The sequence below is a fragment of the Agrobacterium tumefaciens str. B6 genome, assembly GCF_001541315.1.
Lineage (GTDB): Bacteria > Pseudomonadota > Alphaproteobacteria > Rhizobiales > Rhizobiaceae > Agrobacterium > Agrobacterium radiobacter.
The window spans coordinates 100058-115238 of the sequence record NZ_LMVK01000052.1; the positions used below are offsets into that span (position 1 = coordinate 100058).

13 protein-coding genes and 1 pseudogene are annotated in these 15181 nt (G+C 57.1%); 9 read left to right on the plus strand and 5 right to left on the minus strand.

Going from position 1 to position 15181, the window contains the following annotated elements:
* Positions 1–110: 110 nt before the first annotated feature.
* The 5 genes and pseudogenes from ASB65_RS26370 to ASB65_RS26390 all read right to left on the minus strand — a co-directional run bounded on the left by ASB65_RS26370 (position 111) and on the right by ASB65_RS26390 (position 5206).
* Positions 111–933, minus strand: a pseudogene (locus ASB65_RS26370) (carbon-nitrogen hydrolase family protein).
* 16 nt (positions 934–949) lie between these two features.
* A complete protein-coding gene (locus tag ASB65_RS26375) occupies positions 950–1699 on the minus strand; it encodes an HpcH/HpaI aldolase family protein (protein WP_060725918.1) in 750 nt (249 codons plus the stop codon).
* Positions 1700–1739: 40 nt separating this feature from the next.
* Entirely contained in the window at positions 1740–3113 is a 1374-nt protein-coding gene (locus ASB65_RS26380) for an aspartate aminotransferase family protein (RefSeq protein WP_060725919.1), read from the minus strand.
* On the minus strand, positions 3110–4618 hold the full coding sequence (locus tag ASB65_RS26385) for an NAD-dependent succinate-semialdehyde dehydrogenase (protein WP_060726014.1): 1509 nt from the start codon (positions 4616–4618) through the stop codon (positions 3110–3112). Before ASB65_RS26385 ends, ASB65_RS26380 begins: the two co-directional genes overlap by 4 nt.
* Positions 4619–4744: 126 nt before the next feature.
* Positions 4745–5206, minus strand: coding sequence for an Lrp/AsnC family transcriptional regulator (locus ASB65_RS26390; RefSeq protein ID WP_060725920.1), 462 nt, complete (start codon positions 5204–5206; stop codon positions 4745–4747).
* A gap of 138 nt (positions 5207–5344) precedes the next feature.
* Here ASB65_RS26390 and ASB65_RS26395 point away from each other — a divergent pair, with 138 nt between their 5' ends.
* From ASB65_RS26395 to ASB65_RS26435, 9 genes are read left to right on the plus strand one after another with little or no spacing between them, the layout of a single operon-like run.
* Positions 5345–6892, plus strand: a complete 1548-nt coding sequence (locus ASB65_RS26395) for an ABC transporter substrate-binding protein (protein ID WP_060725921.1) — start codon at positions 5345–5347, stop codon at positions 6890–6892.
* Between the two features lie 22 nt (positions 6893–6914).
* The gene (locus tag ASB65_RS26400; RefSeq protein ID WP_060725922.1) at positions 6915–7859 is read left to right on the plus strand and encodes an ABC transporter permease; all 945 of its coding nucleotides are present in this window, start codon (positions 6915–6917) and stop codon (positions 7857–7859) included.
* Positions 7856–8671, plus strand: a complete 816-nt coding sequence (locus ASB65_RS26405) for an ABC transporter permease (RefSeq protein ID WP_060725923.1) — start codon at positions 7856–7858, stop codon at positions 8669–8671. Before ASB65_RS26400 ends, ASB65_RS26405 begins: the two co-directional genes overlap by 4 nt.
* A gap of 3 nt (positions 8672–8674) precedes the next feature.
* A complete protein-coding gene (locus tag ASB65_RS26410) occupies positions 8675–10339 on the plus strand; it encodes an ABC transporter ATP-binding protein (protein WP_060725924.1) in 1665 nt (554 codons plus the stop codon).
* Positions 10336–11895: a serine hydrolase domain-containing protein gene (locus ASB65_RS26415; protein WP_060725925.1), complete on the plus strand. Its 1560-nt coding sequence runs from the start codon at positions 10336–10338 to the stop codon at positions 11893–11895. Before ASB65_RS26410 ends, ASB65_RS26415 begins: the two co-directional genes overlap by 4 nt.
* A 25-nt stretch (positions 11896–11920) precedes the next feature.
* Positions 11921–12745 (plus strand): creatininase family protein, encoded by an 825-nt coding sequence (locus ASB65_RS26420; RefSeq protein WP_272870428.1) that lies wholly within the window; start codon positions 11921–11923, stop codon positions 12743–12745.
* Positions 12738–13436: an RraA family protein gene (locus tag ASB65_RS26425; protein ID WP_060725927.1), complete on the plus strand. Its 699-nt coding sequence runs from the start codon at positions 12738–12740 to the stop codon at positions 13434–13436. The genes ASB65_RS26420 and ASB65_RS26425 overlap by 8 nt, the downstream gene beginning before the upstream one ends.
* Complete coding sequence (locus ASB65_RS26430; protein ID WP_060725928.1) at positions 13433–14326, plus strand: N-formylglutamate amidohydrolase; 894 nt, start codon at positions 13433–13435, stop codon at positions 14324–14326. Before ASB65_RS26425 ends, ASB65_RS26430 begins: the two co-directional genes overlap by 4 nt.
* A 13-nt stretch (positions 14327–14339) precedes the next feature.
* Positions 14340–15173 carry a hydrolase gene (locus ASB65_RS26435; protein ID WP_060725929.1) on the plus strand — a complete coding sequence of 278 codons (834 nt, stop codon included), beginning with the start codon at positions 14340–14342 and terminating at the stop codon, positions 15171–15173.
* Positions 15174–15181 lie beyond the last annotated feature (8 nt).

Sequence of the window (15181 nt, forward strand, 5' to 3'; positions counted from 1 at the left end):
GTTCGTATCCGATCAAGAGCTTGCGAAGGTCTCGCTGAGCTGGGGTCAGACCTGCGCTGACGCCGTCGACATATTGATTACCCGTAATCGGCCACTAAAGGTTTAGCCGATTATCTTTCGTTATGAACCGTTCTTAAGTTTTGATGATTTGCTACCGGAAGGCTTTGACGCACGGTTTTCAAATGTTCCAGATTAATGTTGACGGTAACCGCCGCTACTAAATCCGGGCTCTGCGCAATCATGTGGCCCCAGGGGTTCACCACCATCGAGTGGCCGTAACGCTTTTCTGCCACTGGCATGGGTACCGGTTTGTCCGACAGCAACAAGATAGGTCTGCGTTTCAATGGCGCGTGCCCGTGCCAGGATTTCCCAGTGATCCTTGCCGGTCGACAGCGTAAATGCGGCAGGCAGAACGATTGCGTCTGCGCGGAGATCACGCAGTCGCTGGAACAGTTCTGGAAAGCGGATGTCGTAACAAATGCCGCAGCCGACGGTGACGTCACCGATCTTGTAAGTCACAACATCCTCTCCACGACGGATGGAGTCCGATTCGCGATAGACGACGCCCTCAGGGGTCTCTACGTCGAAAAGGTGGATCTTGCGGTAGCGTGCGATCTGTTTTCCATCCGGCCCAAAGACCAGTGAGGTATTGTAGAAATCCTCTCCTTCCCTTTCGACGATTGATCCCGCGTGAAGGGTCACGCCATACCGGGCTGCGGTTGCTGAGAGAAAGGACCAGGTTTCGCCACCCGGAAATATTTCGGCACTCGCGTGCATGGCATTTCGGGCATCGTCCAGAAACGCGAAATATTCCGGTAAAACGACGAGCTGCGGATTTTCATCCTTGATGGCGGTCTCAATAAGATTCGCGGCCTTCTGCAGGTTCACCGCCTTGTCGTTTTGCGAATTCATCTGGATCAGTGAGATTTTCATGTCGCTATGTCCTTGGTCAGTATGCTGACGAGAGTTGCGCGGTGGTGTTCCATGCATCCCGAAAACCAAGTGCAATGGCGCCATGCTCCATGGTCAGCACAAGCGTGTGGGCATCGTTATCGAGGGCGAACTGCTTTTCGGAGACACTCCAGGCAGGCAGCAACCAATGTTTGCCAGCGGCCTTGGCCGCATCGGCAATCACCTTCAGATCGGCAAAATCGACTTCGCTGCGTTTGTAGGACCCGCGACCGCGCCGCAGGGAGAGGTCGCTTGGACCAATGAAGACACCGTCGACGATATCGAGCGACAGGATCTGTTCGATGTCTCTCAACGCACCGGCATGTTCGATCATCGGGTAACATCTGGTCTTGCGGTCCTGATCGATGAACCATTGCTCGTCTGGGCTGCCATAGGACACAGTGCGGCCGCCTGCAAAACTGCGCTCGCCGTGTGGCGGGAATTTCGCGAAGGCACATGTCTTTTCCGCATGCGCAGCGTCAAGAATGTGAGGAATGACTACGGCATCTGCGCCGAAGTCTAACGCCTGCTGGATGGGGCCACGCTCAGGCGCCAGTACCTTTGCCAGAACATCAAGTCCCAAACCCTTGAGAACCGGGATGAACCGTTCAAGTGTGTCGAGGTCAAAACTGCCATGCTCGATATCGAGCACGACGGCAGTGTAGCCGATTGAAGCAGCAATTTCTGCTGCGGCGATATTGGGTCCGGAGAGCCAGACTGCCGATTTATGTCGGGAGTTTGATGTCATGTTACGATAGTCCTGATCTGGAAATGGAGAGGTTGGCGCATTATCCGAGTACCTGTTGGACGGCGTCGGCGGTCACCGAAACAATCTCTTCAGCCTCTTCGCGCGTCAGGCACAGTGGTGGTGCGAAGCCGATAATGTCGCCTTGCGGCATGGCTCTTGCGATGACGCCGCGCTCCAGCATGGCGGCCACAATGGACGGGCCGACCTTGCGGGATGTATCGAAGAAGCGACGGTCGTCGCGGTCTTCCACCAGTTCGACGGCGGCCATCAGGCCATCACCACGCACATCACCCACATTGGCGTGACCGCCAACGGCCTGTGCCAGTGCCTCGCGGAACCAGGCACCGGTGACGCGGGCATTTTCAAGAAGACCAAGTTCATCGATCAGTTCGAGATTGGCGACACCGGCTGCGGCGCAAATGGGGTGGGCTGAATAAGTCCAGCCATGGCCGATCGGTCCGAGTTGATCTGAACCTTGAACCAGAACATTCCACATTTTTTCGCTGACGATGCTGCCGGAAAGCGGTGCATAGGCAGAGGTCAAGCCCTTGGCGATGGTGATCAGGTCCGGTTCCATGCCGTAATGATCTGAGCCGAACATGCTGCCGAGACGGCCAAAACCGGTGATGACTTCGTCGGCGACCAGCAGGATATCGTATTTGCGCAACACCGCCTGAATGGCCTGCCAGTAACCATGTGGCGGTGGCACGATGCCGCCGGTGCCGAGGATCGGCTCTCCCACAAAGGCGGCAATCGTGTCGGGGCCTTCGGCCAGAATAAGTTCTTCCAGCTTGTTGGCGCAGTGCGCCGAAAACTCGGCTTCATCCATACTGCGGTCTTCCCGACGGAAGAAATAGGGGGCTTCGGTGTGCAGGATCGGCGCACGCGGCAGATCGAAGGCTTTCTGGAAGGCTTCAAGGCCGGTCAGGCTGCCGGTCATGATGCCGGACCCGTGATAACCGCGCCAACGCGAAATGATCTTCTTCTTTTCTGGACGGCCAAGAACGTTGTTGTAGTACCAGATCAGCTTGATGTTGGTCTCATTGGCATCGGATCCGGAAAGGCCGAAATAGACACGGCTCATATTGTGTGGTGCCCGCTCAATAATCATTCGCGCCAGCGTTACTGAGGCCTCCGTGCCATGGCCGACATAGGCGTGATAATAGGCCAGTGAACGCGCCTGTTCTGCAATGGCATCAGCAATTTTCTGGCGGCCATATCCGACATTCACACAGTAGAGACCACCAAAGGCGTCAAGGCTACGGCGACCATTGGTGTCGGTAATATAGACGCCTTCACCGCTGGCAATGGTGCGTATCGGGCTTTCACCACGTGCATGGGCGCCCATGGCGGTCGAGGGGTGGAAAAAGTGATTGCGATCCCAGGCATTGAGATCGTTGCGATGGTCGTTCATGCGGAGTTCCTTTCCATCCCGCGGTCAGCAGGGGTGTCGATGCAGAGATATTTGAGCTCGGTGAATGCCTCGATGCCGTGGCGTGAACCCTCACGTCCAAGCCCCGAGTGTTTCCAGCCGCCGAAGGGTATGGGGCCACCGGTGATTTTGACGCGGTTGATGGCCACCATTCCGAATTGCAGGGCGCGTCCCATGCGCCACTGGCGCGCGCCGTTTTCCGTCAAGACATAGGCGACAAGGCCGTATTCGGTGTTGTTGGCGCGTCTGATGACCTCGTCTTCGCTGCCGAATACGTTGACAGCTGCAACCGGGCCAAATGTCTCTTCATGCATGATGAGTGCCTCGTCGGGCACATCGGCGAGCAGCGTGGGGGTGTAGAACAGTGGTCCGGCGGGGTGGCGTTTTCCGCCGGTCAGGCAGCGCGCCCCGTGGGCAACCGCATCCTTCACCTGGTTTTCAACGCTGTCTATCGCCCGCTGATGCATCAGTGGACCGATCTCGGTCGCCTTATCCAACCCGTTGCCAACCCGAAGGGCGGCAATGCGTTGGGCAAATTTCGTTAAAAACTGTTGGTAGATCGAGCGATGCACGAAGATGCGGTTTGCAGCGAGGCAATCCTGGCCAGAGGTAGCAAATTTTGCGTCCATGGCGATATCGACTGCACGGGATATATCGGCATCTTCAAAGATAATTAGCGGTGCGTGTCCACCTAATTCCATGACCAGTCGTTTCATGGAGGGCATACATTGTGCGGCGATCAGCTTTCCGACTTTGGTTGATCCGGTGAAACTCAGTGCACCGACACGGTTGTCATCACACAACGCCCCTACGATTTCTTTGGAATCGCCGGTCAGCACATTAAAGACACCTGGGGGAATGCCGGCGCGCTCGGCGAGTTCCACCAGGGCCAGCGCGGAAAGCGGTGTTTCCCCGGAGGGATGGGCAACAACCGTGCAACCGGCTGCCAGCGCAGCAGCTGCCTTGCGTGTCAGCATGGCAGAGGGGAAGTTCCATGGTGTGACCAATGCGGCAACACCGATCGCTTCCCTGCGAACGATCATCTCCGCACCGGGCAGATGCGATGTCACGCTCTCTGTGTTGAGGCGTTTGCCTTCTTCCGCGTACCATTCGGGAAATGAGGCGGCATAGTCCTGCTCGCCCAGTGCTTCATGAAACGGCTTGCCCTGTTCCAGCACCATGATCCGTGCCAGATCCTCGCGGTGTTCGCGGATAAGCTCTGCCCAGCGGCGCAATAGGGTGCCGCGTTGTTCCGGCAGCAACGCCTGCCAGGCGGGAAATGCAGCTGTGGCTGCCGCGACAGTCTCGCGAACGTCGTCCGCATCGACTGCGGTGACCCGCGCCACGGGCAGGCCGCTTGCCGGGTCATTGACTGCAAAATCGATAGATCCGGCAATCCAGCGCCCGCCAGAGTAGGAAAGCTCGCGTAGCAGACCCGGATCATTCAGGCTGTCGAGTGCGGCATGCCGCCTTTCGTGGCGGCTCATCCGGGCCTCGCTCATGTGTTCTGTCCTCGGCTATTATTGAATACAGCGAGTATTGCAGAACCCGGCGACATGATCGGGCCAAAGAGAGCTGCTGCGCAGCCCGCCCGGTCTGATTCTGGATTAAATTTAGTCCACCCTGTCTTTTACAGCCCGGGTCACGATATAGGTAAAGTAGCGCTGGATGCCGATTTCCATGGCCAGCATCCGGTCGACGAGGCGTTGATAACTGTCGATGTCGGTGGATTCCACGGTCAGGAAATAATCCACGCCTCCACCCACCGACCAGCAAGACACAATTTCCGCTATGTCACTGACAGCGCTCTCGAAGCGTTTGAAATCCGCATGACGATGGCTGGCCAGTGTTACTTCCATGAGCACCCGAACGGGTAATGGCTGTTCTTCCATCGATATACGGGCGTGATAACCGGTAATCACGCCCTGTGCCTCAAGCCTTTTCAGCCGCGCCCAGGCAGGGGTGGCCGACAGCCCAACGGCCTCCGCCAACGCCTGTTTGGTCAGGCGCCCGTTGCGCTTCATGGCTTCGATAATACGCAGATCTATCGCATCCAGTTTCAGCTTTTCCTCCATGGGGCCGCCGCAGACAGTTGCGGCAGCCGTAATTTGGTGGCTCGAACATGTTTTCATAATGCATATCGAAACATGCTTGACTATGTTTTTTACATATGAAATGTTTTTTACATAAACATAAAACAAGAGGGCGAACTTATGTCACTGTCGAAACCGGCCTTGCGTGCATTATTAGCATCTGTGGCCCTGGCTCTTCCCGGATTGGCCGCAGCCAATACGCTGAACGTGCAGATTACCGCTGATATCAGAAGCTCCCAACCGGGCATAAACCGCGATGCAGGCACGGATTCCGTCATGCTCAACGTGGTTGAAGGACTGGTTGCTGCAGGTGAAAAGGGCGAAATTCGCCCGATGCTGGCCAAGGAATGGGCGGTATCCGATGATGGCAAGACATATACATTTACCCTCCGTGACGGCGTGAAATTCCACAATGGCGAGACGATGACCGCTACCGATGTGCAGTGGAGTCTCGAAAAGCTCATTCGTGATCCGGAATTCAGCTGCAAGACATTCTTTGATGGCAGCCGTGACGCCAAGGTGGAAACAATCGAGGCAAAGGACAACACGGTTGTCGTGACGCTTGATCGCCCCAATGCGATGTTCCTGAACTATATGGCGCAGGCGCAGTGTGGTTCTACGGGTATCGTGCACCGTGCTTCATTCGGAGATGACGGCAAGTGGAAGGCGCCAATCGCCACCGGCCCGTTTGAGTTTGGTGAATGGAAGCGCGGGCAGGGACTGACCCTGGAGAAGTTCGCCGACTATTCCATTTCAGGAGAGCAGCCCGACGGTTACGGCGGCCGCAAGGAAGTGCTTGTTGACGAGGTGAAGTATGTTGTGGTGCCGGACACCGCAACGGCGGTGGCCGGTCTTAAAAGTGGTGCGCTTGATGTGCTGCCCTACCTGCCGCCAGGCGAAGCCGCAAAGCTGAAGGACGAAAAGGACTTCACCATAGTTGCGGCTCCTCACGGTGGCCTTGTGACCATGCTGTTCCAGACGGCTGATCCGTTGATGTCGAAGGTCGAAATGCGCCAGGCAGTCATTGCCGCGCTGGATACACCGCAGATCGTCGATTCCGTAACTTACGGACTGGGTATTCCCAACAATTCGCTCGTTGCATCCGGCTCGCTTTATCATACGGCGGCGCAAGACAAGGGTTACACCTATGACCCTGATACCGTGAAGGCACTGCTGGCCAAGGCTGGTTACAAGGGCGAGAAGATCAACATTCTCACCAACCGTCGCTCGGCCATCAACTACGATACTGCAATCATCGCGCAGGCCATGTTGCAGTCCGCCGGTATCAACGCGGAAATTGAAGTCCTTGAATGGGCAAGCCAACTCGACCGCTTCAACAGCGGTAAATACCAGATCATGGCGTTCAATTATTCCAACCGTACCGATCCGGCGCTCGCCTATCAGACGGTTGTCGGCTCGAAAGCCAAAAAGGCCAATGCTGTCTGGGATGATGCTGATGTCAGCAAGCTCGTCAATCAGGCGCTGCAGGAAACCGATCAGGCAAAACGTCAGGCAATCTTTGATGATCTGCATGCCCGTTTTCTGGAGCAGGCACCGTTGGTGATGCTGGCCAATGGCCTCGATGTCGGCGTGTCCGGCCCGAAGGTAAAGGGATATCGCACCTGGCAGGGCTTTGCCCGCTTCTGGGGCGTTGAGAAAACCCAGTGAGAATGACTGGCGGATACTGACCATGCTGAAATTTGCCTTGAGCCGACTATTGTCGGCAATCCCCACCCTGTTCATCGTTTCGATGGCGGTGTTTGGCCTCATCCGCCTGATACCCGGCGACCCGGCCAGTCTGATGCTCGGCGATCTCGCTCATGCTGATGCGCTGGCCGCCGCCCGCCAGTCGATGGGACTGGATAAACCCGTTCCGCTGCAATTTGTCATCTGGCTTGGCAATGTCATGCAAGGTGATCTCGGTCACTCCGTGCTGAATGGCCAGCCGGTGCTTGACCTTGTGCTGCAGCGGTTTTCGACCAGTGCGTGGATGGTGCTGATTGCAGTTGGTCTTTCCGTTCTGATCGCCGTGCCACTGGGCATGGCAGCGGCGTGGAAACAGAATGGCGGCCTTGATCTCGCTATTGTTGCCATGTCGACATTGCTGCTTTCAATCCCGACCTTCTGGTTGGGATTGATGATCCTGCTCGGTTTCGGTCTCAAGCTCGGCTGGTTGCCGGTGTTGGGTTATGTCTCGGTCACCGACGATCCGGTAGCCGGATTGATCTACCTGATCATGCCGGTGGCAACGCTGGTGCTGCACGAGGTGGGCATTATCGTTCGTATGGCCCGCGCCTCGACGCTTGATGTGCTGCGGCTGGATTACATTACCCATGCCCGCGCCAAGGGTTTGGGCGAGGCGGCAGTGCTTCTGCGCCATGCGGCACGCAATGCCTTCGGTCCGACCTGGACACTGATTGGTCTTATCCTCGGCAATCTTCTCGGCGGTGTTGCCGTGGTGGAAACCGTGTTCACCATTCCGGGCCTCGGCCGACTGATCGTCGATTCCATCTATGCTCGTGATTACGCTGTCGTGCAGGGCTGCCTGCTGTTTGTGGCCGTCACCTATCTGCTCGTCAATCTGCTGGTTGACCTGCTCTACCCCCTGTTCGATCCGAGAGTGACTGCAGAATGAAACGCCATCAACGAAACCGTATCCTCGGCGGCGCACTTCTCGCCTGTTTTTTCGGGGCAGCGCTTGCCGGCCGCATCTGGACACCTTTCGACCCGATGCGCATCGATCTGCGTTCCAAATTGCAGGCGCCGGACGCGACCCACTGGCTTGGAACCGATGAATTTGGTCGCGACGTCCTGTCCCGGTTGATGACGGCGGCAGGTACCAGTGTCTCGATCAGCCTTGTGACTGTGTGCATCGCCGTTCTGGCCGGTGTGTCGTTTGGTGTTCTTGCGGGTTATGCCCGTGGCTGGACAGACCGCGTCATCATGGCATTCAACGACGCGCTGCTGGCGTTTCCCAGCATGCTGCTGGCGCTGGCGCTGCTATCGATTACCGGCGCCAATATGTATGGCATCATCCTGGCGCTCGGCATTGCCTATACGCCGTCCATGGTCCGTGTGGTGCGTGGTTCGGTGCTGTCACTGCGTGAGCGGGAGTTTATCGAAGCATCCCGCATCATGGGCAATTCGGCTGCCTACACCATGTTCCGCCATATTGTGCCGAACTGCCTCGGTCCAGTGATCGTGCTGGCAACCTCCATGTTCGGATCGGTGCTGTTGACTGAAAGTGCACTTAGCTTCCTTGGTCTTGGTGTACCGCCGCCAGCGCCGACCTGGGGCAACATGTTGGCCAGTGGCCGTCCGCATATCGCAGAAGCCGTATGGCTCGGCATCTTCCCTGGTCTCTGCATCTCCCTGTCACTGCTTGGCATAAATCTGTTCGGTGATGCGATCCGCGACCGTTTCGACCCCCGCATGCGAGGATTGTAAGCAATGAACCAGCCTCTTATTCAGGTCGAAAACCTTAGTCTTTCCGTGAACGGAATTGATGATCATCGCATCGTTCGCGATGTTTCGTTCAGTGTCGGTGCCGGTGAAATCGTCGGTATTGTCGGCGAAAGCGGTTCGGGAAAAACCATGGTGGCACGCAGCCTCATGGGTCTCCAGCCGCCGGCGATTGCCATTTCCGGCGGTGATATCCGTTTCGAAGGTCGCTCTGTACCATCAATGGAAGGCAAGGAAATCCGCGCATTGCGTGGCTCTCGGCTGGGCATGGTGTTTCAGGAACCGATGACCTCGCTCAATCCGTCGATGACCATCGGCAAGCAACTTGAAGAGCCGTTGAAACTGCACACGCGGCTGGACGCTGCGGCGCGGCGCGCCAAAATTCTCGAGATTTTGCGGCGTGTTGGCATTCATGATCCCGAGGGTGCCTTGCTGGCATTCCCGCATCATTTTTCCGGCGGCATGCGCCAACGCATGATGCTGGCATCTGCGATGCTGCTGCGACCATCCCTGCTGATCGCCGACGAGCCGACCACGGCGCTTGATGCGCTGGTGCAACGCGAGGTGCTGGAACTGATGCTGGAAATGGTGCGCAGTGAAAACACGGCATTGTTGATGATCAGCCACGACCTGCCGATGGTGGCGCGTTACTGTGACCGCGTCATCGTCATGCGGCAAGGCGAGATTGTCGAGCAGGGGCCGGTTACGGACATCATTTCCAATCCGCGCCATGATTACACACGCGAATTGCTGCAATCCATGCCGATGCGTGGGCCGCTGAGAGACATTGATCCGCAATCGAAACCGGTTATGGAAGTGCGCGGCATTGAGGTCACATATAGTGCCCGCGCCGGTTTTATGGCGCCGCGGAAGACCAAGAAAGCTTTGCATGGTGTCGACCTTGCGGTGCGGCCGGGCGAAATCGTGGCGCTGGTCGGTGCCTCCGGTTCCGGTAAGACCACGCTTGGCCGTTGTATTGCCGGGCTGGTACCTGCGTCTGCCGGCCGCATCTTCTTTGCCGGCGAAGAAGTGAAGCCGGATTCGCCTGCATGGCGCAATTACCGCCTCAACTGCCAGATGATTTTTCAGGACCCGTTCGGTTCACTCGATCCGCGCATGAAAATCCGCGATATCGTCGCAGAGGCTCTGCGTCACGTCACTACGTCGACGCGGGAAGAAAAGCAGCACCGTACCCGCACCATTCTGGAAGAAGTAGGGCTCGACGGGCGTTATTTCGACCGGTTTCCGCACGAGCTTTCCGGTGGCCAGCGTCAACGCGTGGCAATTGCGCGTGCCATTGTAGGGCGACCGCAGTTCGTGATCGCTGATGAGGCGGTGTCGGCACTTGACGTTACCGTGCGCGCCAGAGTGCTGGAACTGCTGGCTGATCTGCAGAAACGATATGGTTTTTCGTGCCTGTTCATCAGCCATGATCTCGGTGTGGTCGAGCAGCTTGCCGACCGGGTGGTGGTGATGCGTGACGGCGCGATCGTTGAGCAAGGCAACCGCGACGACATTTTTGATGCTCCGCGATCGGAATATACGCGCGCCTTGCTTTCGGCCATCCCAACCCTGACCCGCACCGAAACCGGCGTTTCGCTGAACTGGCGTTTCGCAGAAACGGAAAAACAGCAGGCGGACGCATTGCAATGAAAATGACAGCAATAACCACGGATCTGCCACGGGCAACACCCGCCTCACGTGGCACAGATCCGGCGATAATCCTTGCCATGCTGGATGAGATCAAACGTCACGATCTCGAATTGCATAGCCTTCTTATCTGGCAGGATGGCGCGCTGATCACCAGCGCTTACTGGGCGCCTTATTCCGTTGCTCGCCCGCATATGATGCATTCCGTGACCAAGAGTTTTACCTCCATGGCGGTTGGTTTGGCGGTGTCGGATGGCCTGCTGTCGGTCGATGATGCGGTGCTGCAATTTTTCCCTGACTATGCAGGACCGGTCGACGATAACTTGCGCGCCATGAAGGTACGGCATCTGCTGACCATGACCAGCGGTCATGGGCGCGGAATTTCCGGTGGCTCCTGGCGTCGGGTGCTTTCAAGCTGGGTGGACGATTTTCTGCGCCAACCGAGCCCCCACAATCCCGGAGACGTGTTCGTCTACGACAGTGCCGCAAGCTACATGCTGTCTGCCATCGTGCAGCAAGTCACAGGACGGTTGATCGCCGATTACCTCAGTGAGCGGATTTTCCAACCGATGGGCATGTCTGCCACCATGACATGGGATACGGGTACCGACGGCGTCAACACCGGTGGCAACGGTCTCAGCTGCACCAGCGAGGATATGCTGAAACTCGGCATATTACATTTGCAGGATGGTGAATGGCAGGGTCGTCAGCTTTTGCCGCGCCAATGGGTGCAGGCGGCAACCGGCATGCAAATTCGGGATGTGGTGCTCGGTGTGTTTACCGGAGACCATTATCTCGGTCCGGGCGAAGTTGGTGATGGTCAAAAGGTTAGCCGGCGTGAAGGCTACGGATATCAATGGTGGCGTGGTCCCCATAACAGTTTTTCTGCCAATGGTTTGTTTGGCCAGTATTGTATCGTCCTGCCGGAAGAAAATGCGGTCGTGGCGTTTACCGGCGGGTTGGAAGACAGTGATCGCCGTGTCCATCAGCTGATCTATGATTTACTGCGTCCAGCGCTCGGGAAGGGTGGTGGCACGTCTGAGAGTGCCGAAAAACTGGACGCGCGTCTGGCCGGTTTGAAGCTGGAAAATTATGCAGACAAGGCGTTTTCGCCGGACAAAGTGCCATGCGGCACATGGGTTATCGAGCCCAACGATCAAGGTATCGAGAGCATTTCTCTCGCCACCAACAATACTGAGCTGAGTATCATTCTTCGCGACGCCGATGGTGAACATCACGTGCGGGCCGGATGTGGTTTTTACATTGAAACTGTCACCACTATACCCGGCGCAAGGCTGCACCATTCCTACCAGCCAGCCGAAGGATTGAGGGTCTTGGCCTCGGCCCGTCTTCTTGAAAATGACGGTGCCGACACGGTTCTGGAAATGGACTGGATATTCGTTGAAACGGCGTTTCGCGATACTGTTCGCTTACGTTTTGCAGATGGCTCGGTGACGCTTTCGAGGAGGGTGAATGTCAATTCATCCGAGCTTGAATTGCCTGACATCAAGGGGCGACTGCTGGAGCAGCATGCAAAGGAGAAACAGCCCCATGGTTGATGATGAACCGGTTGCGATTTACCGCATGACGCATGAGACATTTGCGGCGCGTATGAAACGCCCCGCAGTCATTCTCATTCCGCTTGCCTCGCAGGAAGAGCAGGGGCCGCATGCGCCGATGGGTGACTTCATGCTGACCGAACGGCTGGCAGAAATGAGCGCTCGAGCGGGTGATGGGCTGACAGCACCTGTTCTGCCGTTTGGCCATGCCGAATTTTTCCGTGCTATTGCCGGTGGAATTCAGCTGCGTGCCGCAACGTTCACCGCTGTGCTTGAGGATATTCTGACTTCCTTCCTTGATCACGGCCATGAACAGTTGCTGATTTTTAACGGTCACACAACGAATGCACCGCTGATCGATCAGGTTTGCCGCAAGTTGCGCCGCGAAAAAGGCGTGCTGATACCGGCGCTGAACATCTGGCAGAGCCTGCCGGATAGCCTGTGGAAGACACTTTACGGTGATGATGCAACGCGTGTGCGCGGTCACGGCGGCGAACCGATGACCTCGGTCTATATGCATCTTTTTCCCGACCTGGTGCGAACAGAGGCGATGCGCGATCCCGCGCCGCGTGGCAGCGTGTTCGGTCTGCCTGTTGGTGGGGTCTCTGCCACGCGTTTTGAGGGAATACCGGTGCAGATACCGATTGATTGCACCGAGGTCGATCCAGCCGGCATGCTCGGTGGTCGGGCCTCATTGGCAAGTGCTGAAAAAGGTCAGGTGATCTGTGACCATATTGTTGGCCATACCGCGCGGCTGATGCGCCATCTTGCCGGTTTCGATCCACGAAACGCTGTACAGCCTTTTGAGGCGCCTACCGCAGGGCCGTCGCAAGGAGAAAGCCATGACTGAATTACGTATCGGTGCGATGCCGGTTAAGCCTCCGCAGGAGGTAATCGATGCATTGCAGCAGATTGAGACGGCCAGTGTCGGGCATCTGCGTCACACCGGTTTCATGAGTGGTTCCATTCAGGCGGTCTTGCCGCAACAACAGGCCCGCGCCGGGGGTGCCGTCACGCTCGCCATTCCCGCCATGTGCTCGACGCTGTTGCATTACGCGCTGAACCAGGTGCGCCCCGGCGACATGCTGGTGATCGACCGGCTGGGCGACAGTCGCCATGCCTGCCTCGGCGGTGCGGTTGCACGGGCTGCGCGTACGGCAGGTGTTGCCGGTGTTATCATTGACGGTCCGTGTACAGATGTCGCGGAGATCATTGCCGAAGGGCTGCCCGTCTGGTGCCGTGGTGTTTCGTCTGTCACGACCCGCCAGCTTGATCTCGGCGGCACATTCAATCGTCCGATCGCCTGCGGTGGTGTGCCGGTTTTGCCGGGCGATATCGTGTTGGCGGATGCGTCAGGCGTGGTGGTGCTGCCAGCAGATGAGGCAGCAGACATCGCTGAGATCTGTATCGCTCGTGAGACACGTGTTGCCCGCACTATGCAGCGGCTGCTCGATGGCGAAAAGCTCGGTGATATCACCCGTGCGATGGACAAGGTGAATGCGCGCCTCAACCCGGGCGCAACGGAAGGAACACAAAAATGACCCCGCTCTATAGCCAGTTGCAAGATGTCACGCTGGACGGTGTGCTTTCGGTGATTGCACCTCGCGTACCTCTGGTGCCGATGGTGTTTGACAGTCCCCATAGCGGTCTGGACATGCCCAAGGGATTTAACCCTGCTGTTTCCGCAGAGCGTGTGAGAGTGGCGGCCGATACGTATATCGATGATCTGTTTTTGTCGGCATGTGATGTCGGTGCGCCGCTACTGAGTGCACATTTCCCACGCAGTTTTCTCGATGTGAACCGGTCCTTGCTCGATATGGACACGCAGCTTGTGGACGGTGATTGGCCTCATCCGGTGCGTGAAAGCGCAACCGCAAAACGTGGCATGGGGTTGATGTGGCGTTATGCCTGGGGCGATGAGCCAATGTATGCGGCACCCATGAGTGTGGCGGAAGCCGAGGCGCGGATCGCCACCTACTGGCAGCCCTACCATGAGCATCTGGCTGGCCTGCTGAATGCGGTCTACAGCCGGTTTGGTCGCGTTTATCACATCAACTGCCATTCCATGACCGCTGTCGGCCATGCGATTTCGTCTGATCCGGCGGGAGCGGTGCGGGCAGATATTTGCCTTGGCGATCTGCATGGCGGGTCGGCCTCCGGCGAATTTATAGCGCTGATCACCGAAACTCTCGAAGCGGAGGGGTTGGTCGTTGCGCTCAACAAACCTTTTCGTGGCGCAGAACTGGTTGCGGCCTATTCGAACCCGGCCCTTCAACGCCACAGTGTGCAGTTTGAGATCAACCGCAAGCTCTACATGGATGAGACAACGCGCGAGCGTAACGATGGTTACGAGGCATTAAAGGGCGTGCTTGCCCGTATGAACCGCGTGCTGGCCGATTACGCCAGCCGGCAACCGCCGAAAAAACTCTAAGGGGAATCGTCTCATGTCTGCCCAGCAAAAGGCCGTGCCACTCAATTTCTATCGCCGCGGCCGCACACCGATTTTTGCGTCGCGTATGGATCAGCGCTTTTCGTGGTGCTGCTATATTCCTGAAGGATATGATCCGGCCGGTGAAACTGTACATCCCCTTGCCGTCCTCGTTCATGGCAGCCTGCGGGATGCTGATATTCTGCGTGATGAATTCGTCGACTTTGCCGAACAACATCAATGCGTCCTGCTGGCACCGCTTTTCCCGGCGGGCATTGATGACCCTGATGATCTGCACAACTACAAACACATGATCTATCACGGCATTCGTTATGATCTTGTTCTGCTGGATATGATCGATGAACTGGCGACACGTTACCGTGTCGAGAAGGACAAGGTGTTGATGCACGGCTTTTCCGGTGGTGCGCAATTTGCCCATCGTTTTCTCTATCTGCACCCGCGCAGGCTTCACGCCGTTTCGGTCGGTGCGCCCGGTACCGTCACGCTTCCCGATGATCGTGCAAATTGGTGGGTCGGTTTGAACGGCATGGAAGAGATATTTGGCCAACCCATTGATATCGACGCCATGCGTCAAGTGGCCGTGCAGCTGGTAATCGGTGATGCGGATATCGAAACCTGGGACGTCACCGTCGGGCCAAAATCACCCTTCTGGATGGAGGGTATCAATGACAGCGGTGAAACCCGCGTTGAGCGCTTGCGCACCCTGGAAAAGGGCCTGAAGGCGGTTGGTGTCGAGCCACGTTTCGATACGGTTGCCGGCATCAGCCATGATGGCACCGGTATTCAACCACCCGTCAAGGCATTCTTCTCGGCTGTTCTCGAAGGCTGAGAAAATAT